This window comes from Streptomyces sp. NBC_00510 (assembly GCA_036013505.1).
In the GTDB taxonomy this organism is placed as follows: Bacteria; Actinomycetota; Actinomycetes; order Streptomycetales; family Streptomycetaceae; genus Actinacidiphila.
In genome coordinates this window covers 3,131,311-3,150,867 of the sequence record CP107851.1, presented here as the reverse complement: position 1 = coordinate 3,150,867, position 19,557 = coordinate 3,131,311, and the positions used below count along the sequence as shown (strand labels likewise).

At 72.1% G+C, this 19,557-nt stretch carries 17 protein-coding genes; 15 read left to right on the top strand and 2 right to left on the bottom strand.

Annotated elements, in window-relative coordinates; all coding sequences use genetic code 11:
• The first annotated feature begins 23 nt into the window (after nt 1-23).
• The 12 genes from OG937_13855 to OG937_13800 all read left to right on the top strand — a co-directional run bounded on the left by OG937_13855 (nt 24) and on the right by OG937_13800 (nt 13,449).
• A complete protein-coding gene (locus OG937_13855) occupies nt 24-629 on the top strand; it encodes a PaaI family thioesterase (protein WUD72701.1) in 606 nt (201 codons plus the stop codon).
• The gene (gene dut, locus OG937_13850; protein WUD72700.1) at nt 626-1,159 is read left to right on the top strand and encodes a dUTP diphosphatase; all 534 of its coding nucleotides are present in this window, start codon (nt 626-628) and stop codon (nt 1,157-1,159) included. Before OG937_13855 ends, dut begins: the two co-directional genes overlap by 4 nt.
• A gap of 1 nt (nt 1,160) precedes the next feature.
• Nucleotides 1,161-1,925 carry a DUF3710 domain-containing protein gene (locus OG937_13845; protein ID WUD72699.1) on the top strand — a complete coding sequence of 255 codons (765 nt, stop codon included), beginning with the start codon at nt 1,161-1,163 and terminating at the stop codon, nt 1,923-1,925.
• A 298-nt stretch (nt 1,926-2,223) separates the two neighbouring features.
• Nucleotides 2,224-2,313, top strand: coding sequence for a K(+)-transporting ATPase subunit F (gene kdpF / locus OG937_13840; protein ID WUD72698.1), 90 nt, complete (start codon nt 2,224-2,226; stop codon nt 2,311-2,313).
• Nucleotides 2,314-2,322: 9 nt separating this feature from the next.
• Nucleotides 2,323-3,984, top strand: coding sequence for a potassium-transporting ATPase subunit KdpA (kdpA, locus tag OG937_13835; protein ID WUD72697.1), 1,662 nt, complete (start codon nt 2,323-2,325; stop codon nt 3,982-3,984).
• A gap of 35 nt (nt 3,985-4,019) precedes the next feature.
• Nucleotides 4,020-6,125 (top strand): potassium-transporting ATPase subunit KdpB, encoded by a 2,106-nt coding sequence (gene kdpB / locus OG937_13830; protein ID WUD78729.1) that lies wholly within the window; start codon nt 4,020-4,022, stop codon nt 6,123-6,125.
• A 20-nt stretch (nt 6,126-6,145) separates the two neighbouring features.
• Entirely contained in the window at nt 6,146-6,775 is a 630-nt protein-coding gene (gene kdpC / locus OG937_13825) for a potassium-transporting ATPase subunit KdpC (GenBank protein WUD72696.1), read from the top strand.
• A gap of 667 nt (nt 6,776-7,442) precedes the next feature.
• On the top strand, nt 7,443-8,813 hold the full coding sequence (locus tag OG937_13820) for a hypothetical protein (protein ID WUD72695.1): 1,371 nt from the start codon (nt 7,443-7,445) through the stop codon (nt 8,811-8,813).
• 150 nt (nt 8,814-8,963) lie between these two features.
• A complete protein-coding gene (locus OG937_13815; GenBank protein ID WUD72694.1) occupies nt 8,964-11,507 on the top strand; it encodes a sensor histidine kinase KdpD in 2,544 nt (847 codons plus the stop codon).
• A 58-nt stretch (nt 11,508-11,565) separates the two neighbouring features.
• Complete coding sequence (locus tag OG937_13810) at nt 11,566-12,249, top strand: response regulator (protein ID WUD72693.1); 684 nt, start codon at nt 11,566-11,568, stop codon at nt 12,247-12,249.
• Nucleotides 12,250-12,288: 39 nt separating this feature from the next.
• Entirely contained in the window at nt 12,289-12,687 is a 399-nt protein-coding gene (locus tag OG937_13805) for an OB-fold nucleic acid binding domain-containing protein (GenBank protein ID WUD72692.1), read from the top strand.
• A gap of 3 nt (nt 12,688-12,690) precedes the next feature.
• Complete coding sequence (locus tag OG937_13800) at nt 12,691-13,449, top strand: DUF3159 domain-containing protein (protein WUD72691.1); 759 nt, start codon at nt 12,691-12,693, stop codon at nt 13,447-13,449.
• A gap of 95 nt (nt 13,450-13,544) precedes the next feature.
• Here the strand turns inward: OG937_13800 and OG937_13795 are convergent, their stop codons facing one another.
• A complete protein-coding gene (locus OG937_13795; GenBank protein WUD72690.1) occupies nt 13,545-14,222 on the bottom strand; it encodes a TrkA family potassium uptake protein in 678 nt (225 codons plus the stop codon).
• Nucleotides 14,219-14,887, bottom strand: a complete 669-nt coding sequence (locus tag OG937_13790) for a TrkA family potassium uptake protein (GenBank protein WUD72689.1) — start codon at nt 14,885-14,887, stop codon at nt 14,219-14,221. Before OG937_13790 ends, OG937_13795 begins: the two co-directional genes overlap by 4 nt.
• A 137-nt stretch (nt 14,888-15,024) precedes the next feature.
• Here OG937_13790 and OG937_13785 point away from each other — a divergent pair, with 137 nt between their 5' ends.
• The 3 genes from OG937_13785 (at nt 15,025) to OG937_13775 (ending at nt 19,555) form a co-directional block, all read left to right on the top strand.
• Nucleotides 15,025-17,076: an APC family permease gene (locus OG937_13785; GenBank protein ID WUD72688.1), complete on the top strand. Its 2,052-nt coding sequence runs from the start codon at nt 15,025-15,027 to the stop codon at nt 17,074-17,076.
• A 77-nt stretch (nt 17,077-17,153) separates the two neighbouring features.
• The gene (locus tag OG937_13780) at nt 17,154-18,506 is read left to right on the top strand and encodes a methyltransferase domain-containing protein (GenBank protein WUD72687.1); all 1,353 of its coding nucleotides are present in this window, start codon (nt 17,154-17,156) and stop codon (nt 18,504-18,506) included.
• A 344-nt stretch (nt 18,507-18,850) separates the two neighbouring features.
• Nucleotides 18,851-19,555: a phosphatase PAP2 family protein gene (locus tag OG937_13775; GenBank protein WUD72686.1), complete on the top strand. Its 705-nt coding sequence runs from the start codon at nt 18,851-18,853 to the stop codon at nt 19,553-19,555.
• Nucleotides 19,556-19,557: the final 2 nt, after the last annotated feature.

Below are 19,557 nucleotides of genomic sequence, written 5' to 3'. Positions count from 1 at the left end.
CGCAGGAGGGTAGGGTCTCCCGCGTGAGTGGAGCTACGACCGACGCCGGCCCGGACCGCCCGGGCCTGACACCGCCGAGCGACGCCGTCGCGCCCGAGCGGCACCCCGACGCCCCCGCTCCCGGTGAACCGCTGGGCGCGCACTACGACCACTGCTTCGGCTGTGGCGGGGCGCAGCCGCACGGCCTGCACCTGGAGGCCACGGCCGGTGAGGGCGTCAGCGTGACCGCGGAGTTCACGGTCCAGCCCGCCCACCAGGGCGCCCCGGGCCTGGCGCACGGCGGTGTGCTGGCCACGGCGCTCGACGAGACGCTCGGTTCGCTGGCCTGGCTGCTGCGGACCATCGCCGTGACCGGCCGCCTGGAGACCGACTTCGTGCAGCCCGTGCCGGTCGGTGCCACCCTCCACCTGCAGGCCCGCTGCACCGCCGTGGCCGGGCGCAAGATCTACTCGACCGCGGTCGGCCGCATCGGCGGCCCGGACGGCCCGGTCGCCGTCCGCGCGGACGCGCTGTTCATCGAGGTCAAGCTGGAGCACTTCACCGACAACGGCCGCCCCGAGGAGATCCGGGCCGCGATGTCCGACCCCGACCAGGTCAAGGTCGCGCGCGCCTTCGAGGTGAACCCGTGACCGGCGGCGGTCGCCCCCCGGTCGACGTCCTCATCCACCGTTTGCACGAGGACGTCCCGATTCCTTCGTACGGGCACCCGGGCGACGCCGGGGCCGACCTCGTCACCACCGAGGCGGCCGAACTGGCCCCCGGTGAGCGTGCCGTGCTGCCCACGGGGGTGTCGATCGCGCTGCCGTACGGCTACGCCGCCTTCGTGCACCCGCGCTCGGGCCTGGCCGCGAGGTGCGGAGTGGCGCTCGTGAATGCCCCGGGAACGGTTGATGCCGGGTACCGTGGGGAGATCAAGGTGATCGTGGTCAACCTGGACCCGCGCGAGAGCGTACGGTTCGCAGCAGGGGACCGGATCGCCCAACTGGTCGTCCAGCAGGTCGAGCGGGTCCGCTTCCACGAGGTGGCGGAGCTGCCCGGCTCGGAACGGGCAGCAGGGGGCTTCGGCTCCACGGGGGGTCATGCCGCGGTGGATGGCTCGCCGGTCGGTCCGTCCGGCAATGGATACGCATCGGTCATCGCTGACCGGGAAGGACAGTGACGTGTTCCGTCGTCGTCGCAAGGAGCGCGGAGACGCCCTCGACGAGCTCGAGGCCGAGGGCCCTGACGAGCTGGCCGAAGACGCCGAGGAGTCGGACGACTCCATGGAGTCCCGTCGGTACAACCTTCCGCCCGCCCCCAGGCCGGACGGCCCGTGGGACGTGAGCGAGGTCAGGGACCCGGCCGAGGGCCGGGTCGACCTGGGCGGGCTGTTCGTGCCCGGTGTGCAGGGCATGGAGCTGCGCGTCGAGGTGGCCGGGGAGTCCATCGTCGCCGCGACCGTGGTGCTCCGGGAGAGCGCCGTCCAGCTGCAGGGCTTCGCCGCCCCCAAGTCGGAGGGCATCTGGGGCGAGGTCCGCGACGAGATCGCGTCCGGCATTACCAAGCAGGGCGGCATCGTCGACGAGGTCGAGGGTCCGCTGGGCTGGGAGCTGCGCGCCCAGGTCCCGGTGCAGCTGCCCAACGGCGCCAACGGCGTCCAGGTCGTGCGCTTCGTCGGCTGCGACGGCCCGCGCTGGTTCCTGCGGGGCGTCATCTCCGGTCAGGGCGCCGTCCAGCCCGAGACCGCCGGCCTGCTGGAGCAGATCTTCCGCGACACGGTCGTCGTCCGCGGCGAGTCGCCGATGGCGCCGCGCGACCCGATCGTGCTGAAGCTGCCCAACGACGCCCAGATGGTGCCCGAGGGCATCGCCCAGGAAGAGGCCGGTCGCTTCTCCGACGGCATCGACCCGATGCGTCGCGGACCGGAGATCACCGAGGTGCACTGAACCCCGGGGCCCAGCGCCCCGGCCACGCCGAACGCCCGTGGGCCGACCTGTGAGAACAGGTCGGCCCACGGGCGTTTTCGCAGGTCATCGGGGTGAACGTCAAAGGTCCGTCAAGGCGCCGTGAGGGCCCGTATGGAAGCCGTCAACGAGGTCCGCGTACGGCGGGGACGGAGGTTTCCTGGCCTGGTAAACGTCCGATCCGAAGCTAGGAGCACACGATGGCCGACCTGGCCTTCGTGGTCACCACGATCGCGGTCTTCGCGCTGGTGGCCCTCATCGCCAAGGGGGTGGCGAAGCTGTGAGCGCCGAGAACATCGTCGGACTCGTCGTCGCCGTCGCCCTGCTGGTCTACCTGATCCTGGCGCTCGTCCGACCCGAGAGGTTCTGAGTTCCGGACATGGGCCCCATCACCGCTGACGTGCTCCAGGTCACCGCCCTCATCGTGGCGCTGGCCCTGGTGTACCGCCCCTTCGGCGACTACATGGCCGCCGTCTACAGCTCCGACCGGCACCTGCGGGTGGAGCGGCTGATCTACCGCTGCTTCGGCGCCGACCCGGACGCCGAGATGCGCTGGCCCGCCTACCTCAGGGCGGTGCTGGCCTTCTCCTTCGTGGGCGTGCTGTTCCTGTACCTGTTCCTGCGGCTCCAGGACCACCTCCCGCTGTCGCTCGGCTTCGCCGCCATCACGCCCGACCAGGCGTTCAACACCGCGGCCTCGTTCGTGACCAACACGAACTGGCAGTCGTACATGGGTGAGAACGCCATGGGGCACGCCGCCCAGACCGCGGGCCTGGCCGTGCAGAACTTCGTCTCGGCGGCGGTCGGCATGGCCGTGGCCGTGGCGCTGGTCCGCGGCTTCGTGCGCTCCCGCACCGGCGAGCTCGGCAACTTCTGGACCGACATGGTCCGCGGCACCGTCCGCATCCTGCTGCCCGTGGCGTTCGTCGCCGCGATCGTGCTGGTGGGCTTCGGGGCGATCCAGAACTTCGCCGGCTGGCACGAGATCACCACCCTCGCCGGCGGCCACCAGACGCTGACCGGTGGCCCGGTGGCCTCCCAGGAGGCCATCAAGGAGCTCGGCACCAACGGCGGCGGCTTCTACAACGTCAACTCCGCCCACCCCTTCGAGAACCCGGACGCGTTCACCAACCTCTTCGAGATCTTCCTGATGCTGGTGATCCCGCTCTCGCTGACCCGCACCTTCGGGAAGCTGGTCGGCAACATCAAGCAGGGCTACGCGATCCTCGCCGCGATGGGCCTGATCTGGATCGGCTTCGTCACGCTGATGACCTGGGTCGAGTTCGCGCACCCCGGCTCGGCGAACCAGATCGCGGGCGCCGCCATGGAGGGAAAGGAACAGCGCTTCGGCGTCGGCGCCTCGTCGCTGTTCGCGGTGAGCACCACCTTGACGTCGACCGGCGCGGTGGACTCCTTCCACTCCTCCTTCACCGGCCTCGGCGGAGGCATCACCCTGCTCGGGATGATGCTGGGCGAGATCGCGCCGGGCGGTGTCGGCTCCGGCCTCTACGGCATCCTGATCATGGCGATCATCGCGGTGTTCATCGCCGGCCTGATGGTCGGCCGCACCCCGGAGTACCTGGGCAAGAAGATCGGCACCCGGGAGATCAAGCTCGCCGCCCTCTACATCCTGGTCACCCCGACCGTCGTGCTGGTCTTCACCGCCCTGGCGATGGCCCTGCCGACCCCGCCGCACTCCATGCTCAACAGCGGGCCGCACGGCTTCTCCGAGGTCCTGTACGCCTACACCTCCGCCGGCAACAACAACGGCTCCGCCTTCGCCGGCCTGAGCGCCAACACGCAGTGGTACAACACCACGCTCGGCCTCGCGATGCTCCTCGGCCGCTTCGTGCCGATGGTCTTCGTCCTGGCCCTGGCCGGGTCGCTCGCCCGGCAGAAGCCGGTGCCCGCCACCGCGGGCACCCTGCGCACCGAGAAGCCGCTCTTCGCGAGCCTGCTCGTCGGCGCGATCCTGATCATCACCGCCCTGACCTACTTCCCCGCGCTCGCCCTCGGCCCGCTCGCGGAGGGCCTGTCATGAGCCGTGCGACCACCCCCACCCCCGCAGAGGAAACCATGTCCACCGACACGCCCGTACGCGCGCCCGAGGGAGGACTGGCACCGCACGCCCCGGACGCGGGCCACGGCGCCCGCGTCTCGGGCGGGCTCTTCGACCCGGCCCAGCTGCTGCGGTCCCTCCCGGACGCCCTGCGCAAGCTCGACCCCCGGGTGATGATCAAGTCGCCCGTCATGTTCGTGGTCCTGATCGGCTCGGTGCTCACCACCGTGCTGGCGCTGCTCTCCCCGGCCGACTGGTTCGGCTGGGCGATCACCGCATGGCTCTGGCTCACCGTGATCTTCGCCAACCTCGCGGAGGCCGTCGCCGAGGGCCGCGGCAAGGCCCAGGCCGACACGCTGCGCCGGGCCAAGACCGACACCGTCGCCCGCCGTCTCATGGACGGCGCCGAGGAGCGTGTGCCGGGGACAGAACTGCGCGTCGGCGACCAGGTGGTCTGCGAGGCGGGCGACGTGATCCCGGGTGACGGTGACGTCGTGGAGGGCGTCGCGTCGGTCGACGAATCGGCGATCACCGGTGAGTCGGCCCCGGTCATCCGGGAGTCCGGTGGTGACCGCAGCGCGGTCACGGGCGGCACGAAGGTGCTGTCGGACCGGATCGTCGTGCGCATCACGACCAAGCCCGGTGAGACCTTCATCGACCGGATGATCGCCCTGGTGGAGGGTGCGGCCCGGCAGAAGACGCCCAACGAGATCGCGCTGAACATCCTGCTGGCCTCGCTGACCATCGTCTTCCTGCTCGCGGTCGTCACCCTGCAGCCGTTCGCGATCTACGCGGGCGCCGAGCAGTCGATGATCGTCCTGGTCGCGCTGCTGGTCTGCCTCATCCCGACGACGATCGGCGCCCTGCTGTCGGCGATCGGCATCGCCGGCATGGACCGCCTGGTGCAGCGCAACGTGCTCGCCATGTCCGGCCGCGCCGTCGAGGCCGCCGGCGACGTGTCCACCCTGCTGCTCGACAAGACCGGCACCATCACCCTCGGCAACCGCCAGGCCGCGGAGTTCGTGCCCGTGGCGGGCGCGGACGAGGCCGGGCTCGCCGACGCCGCGCAGTTGTCGTCGCTGGCCGACGAGACGCCCGAGGGCCGTTCCATCGTCGTCCTGGCGAAGGAGAAGTACGGCCTCCGCGAGCGAAACGAGGGCGAGCTCGGGCACGCCGAGTTCGTGCCCTTCACCGCGCAGACCCGCATGTCCGGCGTCGACGTCGACGGCCGCCAGGTCCGCAAGGGCGCGGCCGGCGCGATCGCCGCCTGGGTCACCGGGAACGGCGGCACCGTCGCCCCCGACGCGCAGCGCACCGTCGACACCATCTCCGCTGCCGGCGGCACCCCGTTGCTGGTCGCGGTCAAGGAGGACGGCGCGGCCCGCGTCTTGGGTGTCATCCACCTGAAGGACGTGGTCAAGGAGGGCATGCGGGAACGGTTCGACGAGCTGCGGCGGATGGGCATCCGCACGGTGATGATCACCGGTGACAACCCGCTGACGGCCAAGGCGATCGCGGACGAGGCGGGGGTCGACGACTTCCTGGCGGAGGCGACGCCCGAGGACAAGATGGCGCTGATCAAGCGGGAGCAGGCGGGCGGCAAGCTCGTCGCGATGACCGGTGACGGCACCAACGACGCCCCGGCGCTGGCCCAGGCCGACGTGGGCGTGGCCATGAACACCGGCACCTCGGCCGCCAAGGAGGCCGGGAACATGGTGGACCTGGACTCCAACCCCACCAAGCTGATCGAGATCGTGGAGATCGGCAAGCAGCTGCTCATCACCCGCGGCGCGCTGACCACCTTCTCCATCGCCAACGACGTGGCGAAGTACTTCGCGATCATCCCCGCGATGTTCGCGATCGTCTACCCGGGCCTGGACAAGCTCAACATCATGCAGCTGTCCTCGCCACAGTCCGCGATCCTGTCCGCGGTCATCTTCAACGCGCTGATCATCATCGCCCTCGTGCCGCTCGCCCTGCGCGGCGTGCGCTACCGGCCCACCAGCGCCGACCGGATGCTCCGCCGGAACCTCGGGATCTACGGACTCGGCGGCCTGGTCGCCCCGTTCATCGGCATCAAGCTGATCGACATGCTCATCTCCCTGATCCCCGGAATCCACTGACGCGAGGCGTGCAGAGAACCATGAACACTTCCGTACGCAACTCCGCCCGGCTGCTCTGGAGCGCCCTGCGCGCGCTGCTGGTGCTGACCGTCGTCCTCGGCGTCGTCTACCCCGTCGCGGTGTGGGGGGTGGGCCAAGCGGCCTTCCACGACCAGGCAGGCGGCTCCGAGGTGAAGGTCGGCGGCAAGGTCGTCGGCTCCACGCTGATCGGCCAGAACTTCACCACGGGCAAGGACTTCGCCCCGGACCCCAAGTGGTTCCAGCCGCGCCCCTCGGCCGCCGACGCGGGAGCCGGAGCCGGGCCGTACGACCCGACCTACACCAGCGCGTCCAACCTCGCGGTCACCAGCAAGGCCCTCACCGACCTGGTGAAGGAGCGCAAGCAGGAGGTCGCCGCCTTCAACGGCGTCCCGGAGTCCGAGGTCCCCGCGGACGCGGTCCAGGCGTCCGGCTCCGGCCTCGACCCGGACATCTCCCCGGCGTACGCGGACATCCAGACCGCGCGCGTAGCCAAGGCCAACGGGCTGAGCACCGCCGAGGTCGCCCGGCTGGTCAAGGGGCACACGGACGGACGGCAGTTCGGCATCCTCGGCCAGCCGACCGTCAACGTCCTGGAGCTCAACATCGCGCTGCAGAAGCTGGCCGGCTGACCCACCGCCGCCCCCACCCACCCGGCATCCCACCCGCCGGGTGGGTTTCGGCGCGCGCGAGGGACGCACCGCCGTGGCGGCGGGTGACCGACTCCCCGGTGCGGTACCGCGCCGCCGGACCGCTCGCGCTGCTCGTCGTCGCTGTGCTCGGCAGTCAAAGACCGGCCCGGGCGGCCGCGTGACGGCCCGTTGCGCCGAACGGCGCCCGAGCGGTGGGCGTTCATGGGCCGGGCGGCGGCGGCCCCGCTGACCGCCGGGCTGCCTGGCCCGCGGCGCCGGGCACCGCCGCGCCGGCGGACCTGCTACGCCCGGCCGTGTGCGCCTGGGCGCGTACCCCGCCGCGGCGCCCGCCGTCGTGGGGGCGTGGGGCGGGTCGCGTCAGGAAGGCGTCAAGCGCCGGGGGTTTGCCGTCAGGGGGCCGACAACGCAGGGCCCGGGACGTGGCCGGCGGGGAGAGAGTGGAAGCACGGAGGGGAGGCCGGCGGAGGCCGCTCGGCGGTGCGGAGGGGGCTGCGGAATGGCGCACACCGTTACCGCTGAGGAGCGGCGGCAGGTGCCACCTGGTCCGGATCCGGACGGCGGTGGGGATTCCGGGTCAGGGAGACGGCACCGTGTTCCGCGCAGGCCTCCCCTCCGTGGGGGGTCGCCGGGCCGGCCGCGTTGCACGTTGACAGCGTCGCTGCGCGGCCGCCCCGGCACCGTACCCGCGCGGTTACGGCTGCTGCGGACGACCGCCCTCGCCGCGTGCGCCGCCCTGGCGGCGGTGCTTCTGGCGGGCGGTGCGTCGGCGGACGACTCCTGGGCGGCGATCCGCACGCACTCCGCGCCCCAGGTCACCAGCGCCGCGGGCCTGTACTTCGCGCTCAGCGACATGGACGCCCAGGTCGCCAACCAGCTCCTGACCCCCGGCGGCGGCGACGCCGCGCGGATCTACGGCCAGCGCCGCTCCGAAGCCGCCGGATACCTCCGCGACCTCGCGGAGGCCGCGGCGGGCGACCCCGCCGCCGAGCGGGAGGTCGCCGCCGCCATCCGCGACTTCGGCCGCTACGAGGAACGGGCCGCCCGGGCGCTGCTGCTCGGCGAGCGCTCCGACCGGGCCGCCGTCGACGCCTACCGCTCCGCGTCCGACCTGATGCGCACCCGGCTGCTCCCCGAGGCCGACGTCCTGGTGACGGTCAACGACGCCTCCTTCGAGCGCGCCTACCGCCACGCGTACGACAAGGCAGGCGCCGTGCGCACGGCCGTCGTGTGCACCGGCCTCCTCCTGCTCGCGGTCCTTGTGGTGCTGCAGCTCTTCCTCGCGAGCCGCTTCCGGCGCGTGGTCAGCCCCGCCCTCGCCGCCGCCACGCTGATCGCGCTGGCCGTGACGGCCGCCGGCACGGTGGGCCTCGGCGCCCAGCGGGACGACCTGACGGTGGCCCGCCGGGACGCCTTCGACTCCGTCCTCGCGCTCACCCGTGCCCGCGCGGTCGCCTACGACGCCAACGCCGACGAGTCCCGCTACCTCCTGGACCGGGCGCACGCCGCCGGGCACGAGGCGGACTTCCTCGACAAGAGCCAGAGGCTGGCGCGGCTGCCGGGCGTCGCCTCCGTCGACGACTACGACCCCGCCCTCGCCCGGGCCCTCGGCGCCTACCGCGCGGATCCCGCGGACCTGCGTTTCACCGGGTTCCTCGGTGACGAGTTCCGCAACATCACCTTCCCCGGTGAGCGCGCCGCCGCCGAGCGGGCGCTGCTCCGCTACCAGGTGTACGAGCGGGACGACCGCACGATCCGGGCCCTGGCCGAGGCCGGCCGGCTTCCCGCTGCCGTCGCGTACGGCACCGGCTACGGACCCGGGGAGTCGAACCACGACTTCGCGGCGTTCGACCAGGCGCTCGGCGAGGTCATCGCCATCAACTCCGCCGCCTACGAGCGCGCCGCCGCGGACGGCGCGGACCGGGCGCTGTCCGTCCCCCTGGGCCTCGCCGGGGCGCTGGTGGCCGCCGCGGCGCTGGCCGTCCTCGGCCTGAGGCCGCGGCTCGCGGAGTTCCGCTGACCGCAGGCGGCGGCACGAGGAGGGCGTCAAGGACGCGTCAACGTGCTCCCCGCAGGAACATCACGCCCGATTTGTCCGCTGCTGGGACCATAGGATTCTTAACGTCGGACGCGCCCGGAAGGGGCACGCCACGAGGCGGAACGTGGAGCCATGGCACGCGGGACTTTGCGGATATACCTGGGGGCGGCCCCGGGAGTGGGCAAGACCTACGCCATGCTCTCCGAGGCCCACCGGCGCCTGGAGCGCGGCACCGACGTCGTCGTCGCCTTCGTCGAGCACCACAACCGCGCCCGCACCGAGGTCATGCTGCACGGCCTGGAGGTCGTGCGGCGCAAGGAGATCGAGTACCGGGACACCGTCTTCACCGAGATGGACGTCGACGCGGTGCTCGCGCGCCGGCCCGAGGTCGCCCTCGTCGACGAGATGGCGCACACCAACATCCCGGGCAGCCGCAACGAGAAGCGCTGGCAGGACATCGAGGAACTGCTCCAGGCCGGCATCAACGTCATATCGACGGTGAACATCCAGCACCTGGAGTCGCTCGGCGACGTCGTCGAGTCGATCACCGGGGTACGCCAGCGCGAGACCGTGCCCGACGAGGTGGTCCGCCGCGCCGACCAGATCGAGCTGGTCGACATGTCGCCACAGGCGCTGCGCCGCCGCATGGCGCACGGCAACATCTACGCCTCCGACAAGGTCGACGCGGCCCTGTCCAACTACTTCCGGCCCGGCAACCTCACCGCGCTGCGCGAGCTGGCCCTGCTGTGGGTGGCCGACCGGGTCGACGAATACCTGCGGCAGTACCGCACCGACCACCGGATCTCCGCCACCTGGCAGGCGCGTGAGCGCATCGTGGTCGGCCTCACCGGCGGCCCCGAGGGACGGACGCTGATCCGGCGCGCCGCCCGGATGGCCGCCAAGGGCTCCGGCGGGGAGATCCTCGCCGTCCACATCGCGCGCAGCGACGGCCTGACGGCCGGCTCGCCCAAGGAACTCGCCGTCCAGCGCACCCTCGTGGAGGACCTCGGCGGTTCCTTCCACCACGTCGTCGGCGACGACGTCCCCGGCGCCCTGCTGGACTTCGCCCGCGGAGTCAACGCCACCCAGGTCGTGCTCGGCACCAGCCGCCGGCCCGCGTGGCAGTACGTCTTCGGGCCGGGCGTCGGCGCGACCGTGGCCCGCGAGTCCGGGCCGGACCTCGACGTGCACATCGTCACCCACGAGCACGCCGCCAAGGGCCGGGGCCTGCCCGTGGCCCGCGGCGCCCAGCTCGGCCGCTCCCGGGTGATCGCCGGCTGGCTGACCGGTGTGCTCGGCCCCGCGCTGCTCTGCCTGGTGCTCACCCAGCTGCACCCCGCCCTGGGCATCGCCACCGACATGCTGCTGTTCATGACCCTGACGGTCGCGGCGGCCCTCGTCGGCGGCCTCTACCCGGCGCTGGTCTCGGCGGTCGGCGGCTCACTGCTGCTGAACTACTTCTTCGCCCCGCCCCTGCACACCTTCACCATCGCCCAGCCCGAGAACCTGATCGCCATCGTGATCTTCGTGCTGGTCGGCATCGCGGTGGCCTCCGTGGTGGACCTGGCGGCGCGCCGCACCCACCAGGCCGCCAGACTCCAGTCCGAGGCCGAGATCCTGTCGTACCTGGCCGGCAGCGTGCTGCGCGGCGAGCACTCCCTGGACGCCCTGCTGGAACGGGTCCGGGAGACCTTCGGCATGGAGGCCGTGTCGCTGCTGGAGCGGGCCAGCGAGCACGACGCGTGGACCTGCGCCGCCGGCGTCGGCAGCCGGCAGTGCCCGCGCCCCGAGGACGCGGACGTGGAGGTGCCGGTCAGCGACAACCTCTCGCTGGCCCTGGTCGGCCGGGTGCTGCCCGCCTCCGACCGCCGGGTGCTCTCCGCCTTCGCGGCCCAGGCCGCCGGCGTCCTGGACCGGCAGCGGCTGGAGGACGAGGCCGCCAGGGCCCACAAGCTCGCCGAGGGCAACCGCATCCGCACCGCCCTGCTCGCCGCCGTCTCGCACGACCTGCGCACCCCGCTCGCCGCCATCAAGGCGGCCGTCAGCTCGCTGCGCTCCGACGACGTCGCCTGGTCCGAGGAGGACGAGGCCGAGCTTCTGGAGGCCATCGAGGAGGGCGCGGACCGGCTCGACAACCTGGTCGGCAACCTCCTCGACATGTCGCGCCTGCAGACCGGCACGGTCACCCCGCTGATCCGCGAGGTGGACCTCGACGAGGTCGTCCCCAAGGCCCTGCGCGGAGTCCCCGACGGCAGCGTCACCCTGGACGTCCCCGAGACCCTCCCGATGGTCTCCGTCGACCCGGGGCTCCTCGAGCGCAGCGTCGCCAACATCGTCGAGAACGCCGTCAAGTACAGCCCCGCCGGCACCCGGGTGCTGGTCGCCGCCAGCGCCCTGGGCGGCCACGTCGACCTGCGCGTCGTCGACCGCGGGCCCGGTGTCCCCGACGTCGCCAAGGAACGGATCTTCGAGCCGTTCCAGCGGTACGGCGACGCCCCCCGCGGCAACGGCGTGGGCCTCGGCCTCGCGGTGGCCCGCGGCTTCGCCGACGCCATGGGCGCCACCCTCCAACCCGAGGACACCCCGGGAGGCGGCCTGACGATGGTGCTCACCCTCCCGGCCGCGCCCGGCAGCACCCCCGCCGCCCCGGACCTACCGGCCGAGGCGACGACCTGACCGTGCCCGCACCGCACCCCCGCTCCACCCCCCTCACCGAGAAGGAAAGGCAGGCTCCATGAACCGGGTGCTCGTGGTCGACGACGAGCCGCAGATCGTGCGCGCTCTCGTGATCAACCTGCGGGCCCGCAAGTACGAGGTCGACGCCGCCCACGACGGCGCGACCGCGCTGCAGCTCGCCGCCGCCCGCCACCCCGACGTCATCGTGCTCGACCTCGGCCTGCCCGACATGGACGGCGTCGAGGTGATCCGCGGACTGCGCGGCTGGACCCGGGTGCCGATCATCGTGCTCTCCGCCCGCCAGGCCTCCGACGAGAAGGTCGAGGCCCTCGACGCGGGCGCCGACGACTACGTCACCAAGCCCTTCGGCATGGACGAGCTGCTGGCCCGGCTGCGCGCCGCCGTCCGCCGCGCCACGCCCGGTGGCCCCGAGGACGGCGCCGCGACCGTGGAGACCGAGTCCTTCACCGTCGACCTCGCCGCCAAGAAGGTCAACCGCGACGGCGCCGACGTCCGGCTCACGCCCACCGAGTGGCACCTGCTGGAGGTCCTGGTCCGCAACACCGGCCGTCTGGTCAGCCAGAAACAGCTGCTCCAGGAGGTCTGGGGCCCGTCCTACGGCACCGAGAGCAACTACCTGCGGGTCTACATGGCGCAGTTGCGGCGCAAGCTGGAGGCCGACCCCGCGCACCCGCGGCACTTCATCACCGAGCCGGGCATGGGCTACCGCTTCGAGAAGTGATCGGTGATCCGTTCACCCGGGCCCGGTACCCTTCCAGGTATGAGTGGTACCACCCGTTCGGACCGGCCTGCCGGCCGCTTCCGCAGGATGCTCGACCGACTGTCCAGCTCCCAGGAGGAGCTGCACTCCGACGAGCTGCGGCAGGACACCGCGGACGTCGGGTGCACCCGGATCTGCGACTGCTCCGATCGCGACATAGTGACCGTGACCGGTACACTACGCGCTGTCACTCTGCGGCCGCGGGCCGGCGTGCCCGCCCTGGAGGCCGAGCTGTTCGACGGTTCCGCACCGCTGGACGTGGTGTGGCTGGGCCGGCGCAGCATCGTCGGCATCGAGCCGGGCCGCAGGATCATCGCGTCGGGGCGGATCTCCATGAACCGCGGCCGTCCGGTGCTGTTCAATCCCAAGTACGAGTTGCGTCCGGTCGGACAGGAGTAGCCGGTGGCGTCGATCGACAAGCGGACCGGGGCACAGCCCACGACCGGGACCGAGCACGGGCCGGAGCAGGACGCGGCCGCCTCCAAGGCGGCCGCCGACCATGCGCTCCTGGAGGCCTTCGGCGGCGTCTGGGGCATGATCGACACGACGGTGCCCGGCCTCGTCTTCGTCCTGATCTACACGATCAACCGGGACATCCACGTCGCGGCCATCGCCGCCCTGGGCCTGTCGCTGGTGCTGGCACTGGCCCGCCTGGTGCGCAGGCAGACCCTCAAGCACGCCTTCAGCGGCGTCTTCGGCGTCGCCTTCGGCGCGGTGTTCGCGATGATGTCCGGCGACGCGAAGAACTTCTACCTGCCCGGCATGCTCTACACCCTCGGGCTCGCGGTCGCCTACGTGGTCTCCGCGCTGGTGAAGTACCCGCTGATCGGACTGCTGCTCGGCCCGATCCTCAAGGAGAACCTGTCCTGGCGGACGCGGAACCCGGGACGGCTCGTCGCGTACACCAAGGCCACCTGGGCCTGGGGCGTCATCCTGCTCGTCAAGTCGGCGATCCTCTTCCCGCTCTACTTCTGGGGGAACGCCACCCAGCTCGGCTGGGTCAAGGTCGCCCTCGGCATCCCGCCGTTCCTGCTCTGCGTCTACCTGACCTGGATCTTCCTGGCCAAGGCGCCGCCGCCGATCGACGTGATCGCGGAGATGGAGGAGGCCGAGCGGGCCGAGAAGGCCGAGCGCGCCGCCGAGGAGGCCGCCAACCGCTGACCCGGCGCCCCGCGCCGACGGCGAACGCACGAGGGGCGGCCGGAACCCACGGGTTCCGGCCGCCCCTCGTGCGTACGGCCTGTACGTCCTACGCCTTACGCACCGGCCTCGGCGCTGCGCACCGAGAGCAGGTCCTCCAGCTGCTCCTCGCGGTGCGGGGCCGCGACGAACAGCAGCTCGTCGCCCGCCTCGAGCGCGTCGTCCTTGGACGGGGTGAGCACGCGGTGGCCGCGGATGATCGTGACCAGCGAGGTGTCCTCCGGCCAGGCGACCTCCCCGACCCGGGTGCCCACCAGCGCGGCCTCCTCCGGGAGGGTCAGCTCGACCAGGTTCGCGTCGCCCTGGCTGAAGCGCATCAGCCGGACGAGGTCGCCGACGCTCACCGCCTCCTCCACCAGCGCCGACATCAGGCGCGGGGTGGAGACGGCCACGTCCACGCCCCAGGCCTCGTTGAACAGCCACTCGTTCTTGGGGTTGTTCACCCGCGCGACGACGCGCGGGACGCCGTACTCGGTCTTGGCGAGCAGCGAGACGACCAGATTGACCTTGTCGTCGCCCGTGGCGGCGATCACCACGTTGCAACGCTGCAGCGCGGCCTCGTCCAGCGACGTGATCTCGCAGGCGTCGGCCAGCAGCCACTCGGCCTGGGGCACCCGCTCCACCGAGATCGAGGTCGGGTTCTTGTCGATCAGCAGGACCTCGTGGCCGTTCTCCAGCAGCTCACCCGCGATGGAGCGGCCGACCGCCCCGGCCCCGGCAATGGCGACCCTCATCGGTGCGCCTCCTCAGGGCCCTTTGCGAACGCGGCCTCGACCTGTTCGACCTCGCCCGTGCGCATCATCACGTGCACCAGGTCGCCTTCCTGCAGGACCGTCTCCGACGTGGGGAGCATCGCCTCGCCCAGCCGGGTGAGGAACGCCACGCGCACTCCGGTCTCCTCCTGGAGCCTGCTGATCTTGTGGCCCACCCAGGCGGTGTCCGTGTGCACCTCGGCGAGCTGCACACCCCCGCTCGGGTCGCGCCACAGCGGCTCCGCGCCGGACGGCAACAGGCGGCGCAGCATCTGGTCGGCCGTCCAGCGGACGGTGGCGACGGTGGGGATGCCCAGGCGCTGGTACACCTCCGCCCGCCGGGGGTCGTAGATCCGGGCGGCGACGTTCTCGATCCCGAACATCTCCCGGGCCACCCGGGCCGCGATGATGTTGGAATTGTCACCGCTGCTGACGGCCGCGAAGGCGCCCGCCTCCTCGATGCCGGCCTCGCGCAGCGTGTCCTGGTCGAATCCGACCCCGGTCACGCGGCGTCCGCTGAACCCGGAGCCCAGGCGGCGGAACGCCGTCGGGTCCTGGTCGATCACGGCCACTGTATGACCTTGCTGCTCAAGGGAGTGCGCGAGAGTGGAACCCACTCGCCCACACCCCATAATCACGACGTGCACGACCGTCCTTCCGGCTGTCAACAATTCCGGCCGATCCCCCTCAGGGTCTCAGACCGCGCCCAAAGCTACACACGCACGTAAGCCCTTGATAGGTGGGCGGGGGATCGGAAATCTTGACGATCCTCTAACATCGCGGGGTGTCCAAACTGACCGACCTTCCGAAACGGATCCTGATCGGGCGGGCGCTCCGCAGCGACAGGCTCGGAGAGACGCTCCTCCCGAAGAGGCTGGCGCTCCCCGTCTTCGCCTCCGACCCGCTGTCCTCCGTGGCGTACGCGCCCGGAGAGGTGCTCCTGGTCCTGTCGATCGCGGGAGTGTCGGCCTACCACTTCAGCCCCTGGATCGCGGTCGCGGTCGTCGTGCTGATGTTCACCGTCGTCGCCTCGTACCGGCAGAACGTGCACGCCTACCCCTCCGGCGGTGGCGACTACGAGGTCGCGACGACCAACCTCGGCCCGCGCGCCGGGCTCACCGTGGCCAGCGCGCTGCTGGTCGACTACGTCCTGACCGTGGCCGTGTCGGTCGCCTCCGGCGTGGAGAACCTCGGCTCCGCCGTGCCGTTCTTCGTCGAGCACAAGGTGCTGGGCGCCATCGGCATGATCGTCCTGCTCATGCTGATGAACCTGCGCGGCGTGCGCGAGTCGGGCACGATCTTCGCCATCCCCACCTACGCCTTCGTCTTCGGCGTCTTCTGCATGCTGGCCTGGGGGATCTTCCGGATCGCGATCGGCGACGAGATGCACGCGCCGACCGCCGGCTACACGATCAAGGCCGAGCACACCGGACTCGCGAGCTTCGCGCTCGTCTTCCTCCTGCTGCGGGCCTTCTCCTCCGGCTGTGCCGCGCTGACCGGCGTCGAGGCGATCAGCAACGGCGTGCCCGCCTTCCGCAAGCCCAAGTCCAAGAACGCCGCGACGACCCTGGCGCTGATGGGCGTCCTCGCCGTGACCATGTTCTGCGGCATCATCGCGCTCGCCCTCAACACCAACGTCCGCATGGCCGAGAACCCGGCCGCCGACCTGCTGGTGAACGGCAAGCCGGTCGGCCCCGGCTACACCCAGGACCCGGTGATCGCCCAGGTCGCCTCCGCCGTCTTCGGCGACGGGTCGATCCCCTTCATCTTCCTGGCCGGGGCCACGGCGCTGGTGCTGTTCCTGGCCGCCAACACCGCGTACAACGGCTTCCCCGTGCTCGGCTCGATCCTCGCCCAGGACCGCTACCTGCCGCGCCAGCTGCACACCCGCGGCGACCGGCTCGCCTTCAGCAACGGCATCGTGCTGCTCGCCGCCTTCGCGTGCGTGTTGGTCTACATCTACGGGGCCGACTCGACGCGGCTGATCCAGCTGTACATCGTCGGCGTCTTCGTCTCCTTCACCCTCAGCCAGATCGGCATGGTCCGGCACTGGAACCGGCACCTGGCGACCGAGACCGACCCCGCCGTGCGCCGCCACATGGTCCGCTCCCGGGCGATCAACACCTTCGGCGCCTTCTTCACCGGGCTCGTCCTCGTCGTCGTGCTGCTGACCAAGTTCACGCACGGCGCCTGGGTCGCCGTCCTCGGCATGGTCCTCTTCTACGGCATGATGACGGCCATCCGGCGCCACTACGACCGGGTCTCCAGCGAACTCGCGGCCGCCGAGGAGCGCAGCGAGGAGGAGGTCAAGCCCTCCCGCGTGCACTCCATCGTCCTGGTCTCCAAGGTGCACAAGCCCACCCTGCGGGCCCTGTCGTACGCCAAGCTCTTCCGGTCGGACACACTGGAGGCGCTCAGCATCAACGTGGACCCGGCCGACACCAAGGCGCTGCAGGCCGAGTGGCACCGCCGCGGCATCGAGGTGCCGCTGAAGGTGCTGGACTCGCCGTACCGCGAGATCACCCGGCCGATCATCGACTACGTCAAGAGCCTGCGCCGCAGCAGCCCGCGCGACGTCGTGTCGATCTTCATCCCGGAGTACGTGGTCGGCCACTGGTACGAGCACCTGCTGCACAACCAGAGCGCGCTGCGGCTCAAGGGCCGGCTGCTGTTCACCCCCGGCGTCATGGTGACCTCCGTGCCCTGGCAGCTGGAGTCCTCCGAGCGCGCCAAGCAGCGGGCCCGCAAGGGCGCCGAGTGGAACGCGCCGGGCTCCGTGCGCCGCGGCGAGGCGGGGCCGTCCAAGCGGCGCCGGGAGCCCAGCGGGCGGGCGTGAACCCGGGGCGGCGGCGGGCCGTAGACTGGTGAGCTGCCGTCCTTCCCCGCCCCCTGCCCCCAGGAGCCTGTTCCGTCATGCAGCACCGTACGAAGGCCCCTGAGGCCGACGCCCTCGTCGGCGAGCGCTACGAGGTCGAGGTCGGCCCGGTGGCGCACGGCGGCCACTGCATCGCGAGGACGGTCCTGCCGGGCCACGACCGGCCGCAGGTGATCTTCGTCCGGCACACGCTCCCCGGCGAGCGGGTCATCGCCGAGATCACCGAGGGCGGCCCGGACTCGCGCTTCCTGCGCGCCGACGCCGTGGAGGTCCTGGAGGCCTCCCCGGACCGTGTGGAGGCGCCCTGCCCGTTCTCCGGCCCCGGCAAGTGCGGCGGCTGCGACTGGCAGCACGCGGCCCCCGGCGCGCAGCGGCGGCTCAAGGTGCAGGTGATCACCGAGCAGCTGCAGCGGCTCGCCCACCTCACCCCCGAGGAGGCCGGCTGGGACGGCACCGTGGAGCCCGCCCCGGGCGACAAGGTCGCCAAGGGTGAGGTCCCGGCCTGGCGCACCCGCGTCCAGTACGCGGTCGACGCCGAGGGCCACGCGGGGCTGCGCCGCCACCGCTCGCACGAGGTCGAGCGCATCGACCGCTGCCTGATCGCCGCCCCCGGCGTCCGCGAGCTGGGCGTGGAGTCCCGCGACTGGTCCGGCATCGCCTCGGTCGAGGCCATCGCCGCCACCGGCTCCTCCGACCGCCAGGTGATCCTCACCCCGCGCCCCGGCGGCCGGCTCCCCCTGGTCGAGCTGGACCGTCCCGTCTCCGTCCTGCGCGTCGACGAGCAGGACGGCGTCCACCGCGTGCACGGCCGCGGCTTCGTGCGCGAGCGCGCGATCGACCGCACCTGGCGCGTCGGCTCCGGCGGCTTCTGGCAGGTCCACCCGCAGGCCCCCGGGCTCCTGGTCGAGGCCGTCATGCAGGGCCTCATGCCGCGCAAGGGCGAGACCGCCCTGGACCTCTACTGCGGCGTGGGCCTGTTCGCGGGCGCCCTCGCCGAGCGGGTCGGCGAGACCGGCGCGGTGCTCGGCATCGAGTCCGGCAAGCGCGCCGTGGAGGACGCCCGGCACAACCTGGCCGACTTCGACCGCGTCCGCATCGAGCAGGGCAAGGTCGAGTCCGTACTGCCGCGCACCGGGATCACCGAGGCCGACCTCGTCGTCCTCGACCCGCCCCGCACCGGCGCCGGCCGCGCCACCGTGGAGCACGTCGCCTCCCTCGGCCCCCGCCGCATCGCCTACGTCGCCTGCGACCCCGCCGCCCTCGCCCGCGACCTCGGCTACTTCGCCGCGGCCGGGTACGCCCCGCGGCGTATGCGTGCGTTCGACCTCTTCCCGATGACGCACCACGTGGAGTGCGTGGCCATCCTCGAACCGGTGCGAGAGGCCGTCTGAGCCCACAACGTGCCCCGGCCCACGTCGGGGCCCGCAGGAGGGTGACACCAATCCGAAGTTCGCCAAGTGTTGACCCGCGGACGCTCCGACGGCGGTTTGCCGCGACCGCGTTGTTGGTTAGGGTGGGCCGCACGGGCTGATGGCTCCCGCGGGGGCCACGCCGGACACGACGGGGGGTCGTTGGTGGGGAGTTGGCGCCGGCAGGAGCCGAAGGCCGGAGCGGGCCCGGAAGTCGGCCCGGCTCCGTTCACGCTCGACGTGTTGGTCATCGTGCCCGGTCGAGCCGTGCGCAGTCCGTGCGACTGACGATCCCGGCCGTGCCATCGGCCGGACGCGGTGGGCCCGTGACCCGCCGGACGGGGCCCGCGGTGCTGCCTCCTTCGCTGCGTGGGTGGCTCGGGCCGATCGCGGCCCTCGCCGCGCTGATGGTCCTCGTGCTCGGGGTCCTGTATGCGGGCGACAGCGAGCCCGGCAGGGTGGACGCGCGGATCTCGGCGGCCGTGGACGGTGTGCAGGAGTCGTGGCGGAACGTCGCTCTGGCCACGGACTTCTTGGGCGAGCCCAAGGGAGCGGTGATGCTGCTCGTGGCCACCGTGACGGGCTGCCTGCTGCTTCGGCGTCCTCGCGCGGCGGTGCTCGTCGTCGCCGGCGCCGGCCTGACCGTGGGGACGACGACGCTGCTCAAGTCCGTGGTGGGACGCACCATCCACGGCGCGAACCTGTCCTATCCGAGCGGGCACACCGCCTTCGCCACCGCGCTCGCCCTCGTGGTGGCGCTGCTCGCCGCCGACCGGCTCCGCCTCGGCAGGACGGCCGGCACGTCACTCGTGCTCGCCGCGGCGCTGGTTGCCGGCGCCGCCATGGGCTGGGCGCAGGTCGCCCTGGGCGCGCACTACCCGACCGACGCCCTCGGCGGTGGGTGCACCGCGCTGGCCGTGGTACCGGCGACCGCCTGGCTGGTCGACCGGATGGCCGACCGGCTGGTCGACGGGACGGCCGATGGGACGGCCGGTGAGATGGCCGACGCCGGTCGGCTGGAGCGTCACTGACG

What these genes read in the sequence shown, in the direction of transcription:
- kdpA (WUD72697.1), top strand. Translation starts at nt 2,323, where the DNA reads ATGGGCCCCATCACCGCTGACGTGCTCCAGGTCACCGCCCTCATCGTG.
- kdpB (WUD78729.1), top strand. Translation starts at nt 4,020, where the DNA reads ATGTCCACCGACACGCCCGTACGCGCGCCCGAGGGAGGACTGGCACCG.
- kdpC (WUD72696.1), top strand. Translation starts at nt 6,146, where the DNA reads ATGAACACTTCCGTACGCAACTCCGCCCGGCTGCTCTGGAGCGCCCTG.
- OG937_13815 (WUD72694.1), top strand. Translation starts at nt 8,964, where the DNA reads ATGGCACGCGGGACTTTGCGGATATACCTGGGGGCGGCCCCGGGAGTG.
- OG937_13810 (WUD72693.1), top strand. Translation starts at nt 11,566, where the DNA reads ATGAACCGGGTGCTCGTGGTCGACGACGAGCCGCAGATCGTGCGCGCT.
- OG937_13805 (WUD72692.1), top strand. Translation starts at nt 12,289, where the DNA reads ATGAGTGGTACCACCCGTTCGGACCGGCCTGCCGGCCGCTTCCGCAGG.
- OG937_13795 (WUD72690.1), bottom strand. Translation starts at nt 14,222, where the DNA reads ATGAGGGTCGCCATTGCCGGGGCCGGGGCGGTCGGCCGCTCCATCGCG.
- OG937_13780 (WUD72687.1), top strand. Translation starts at nt 17,154, where the DNA reads ATGCAGCACCGTACGAAGGCCCCTGAGGCCGACGCCCTCGTCGGCGAG.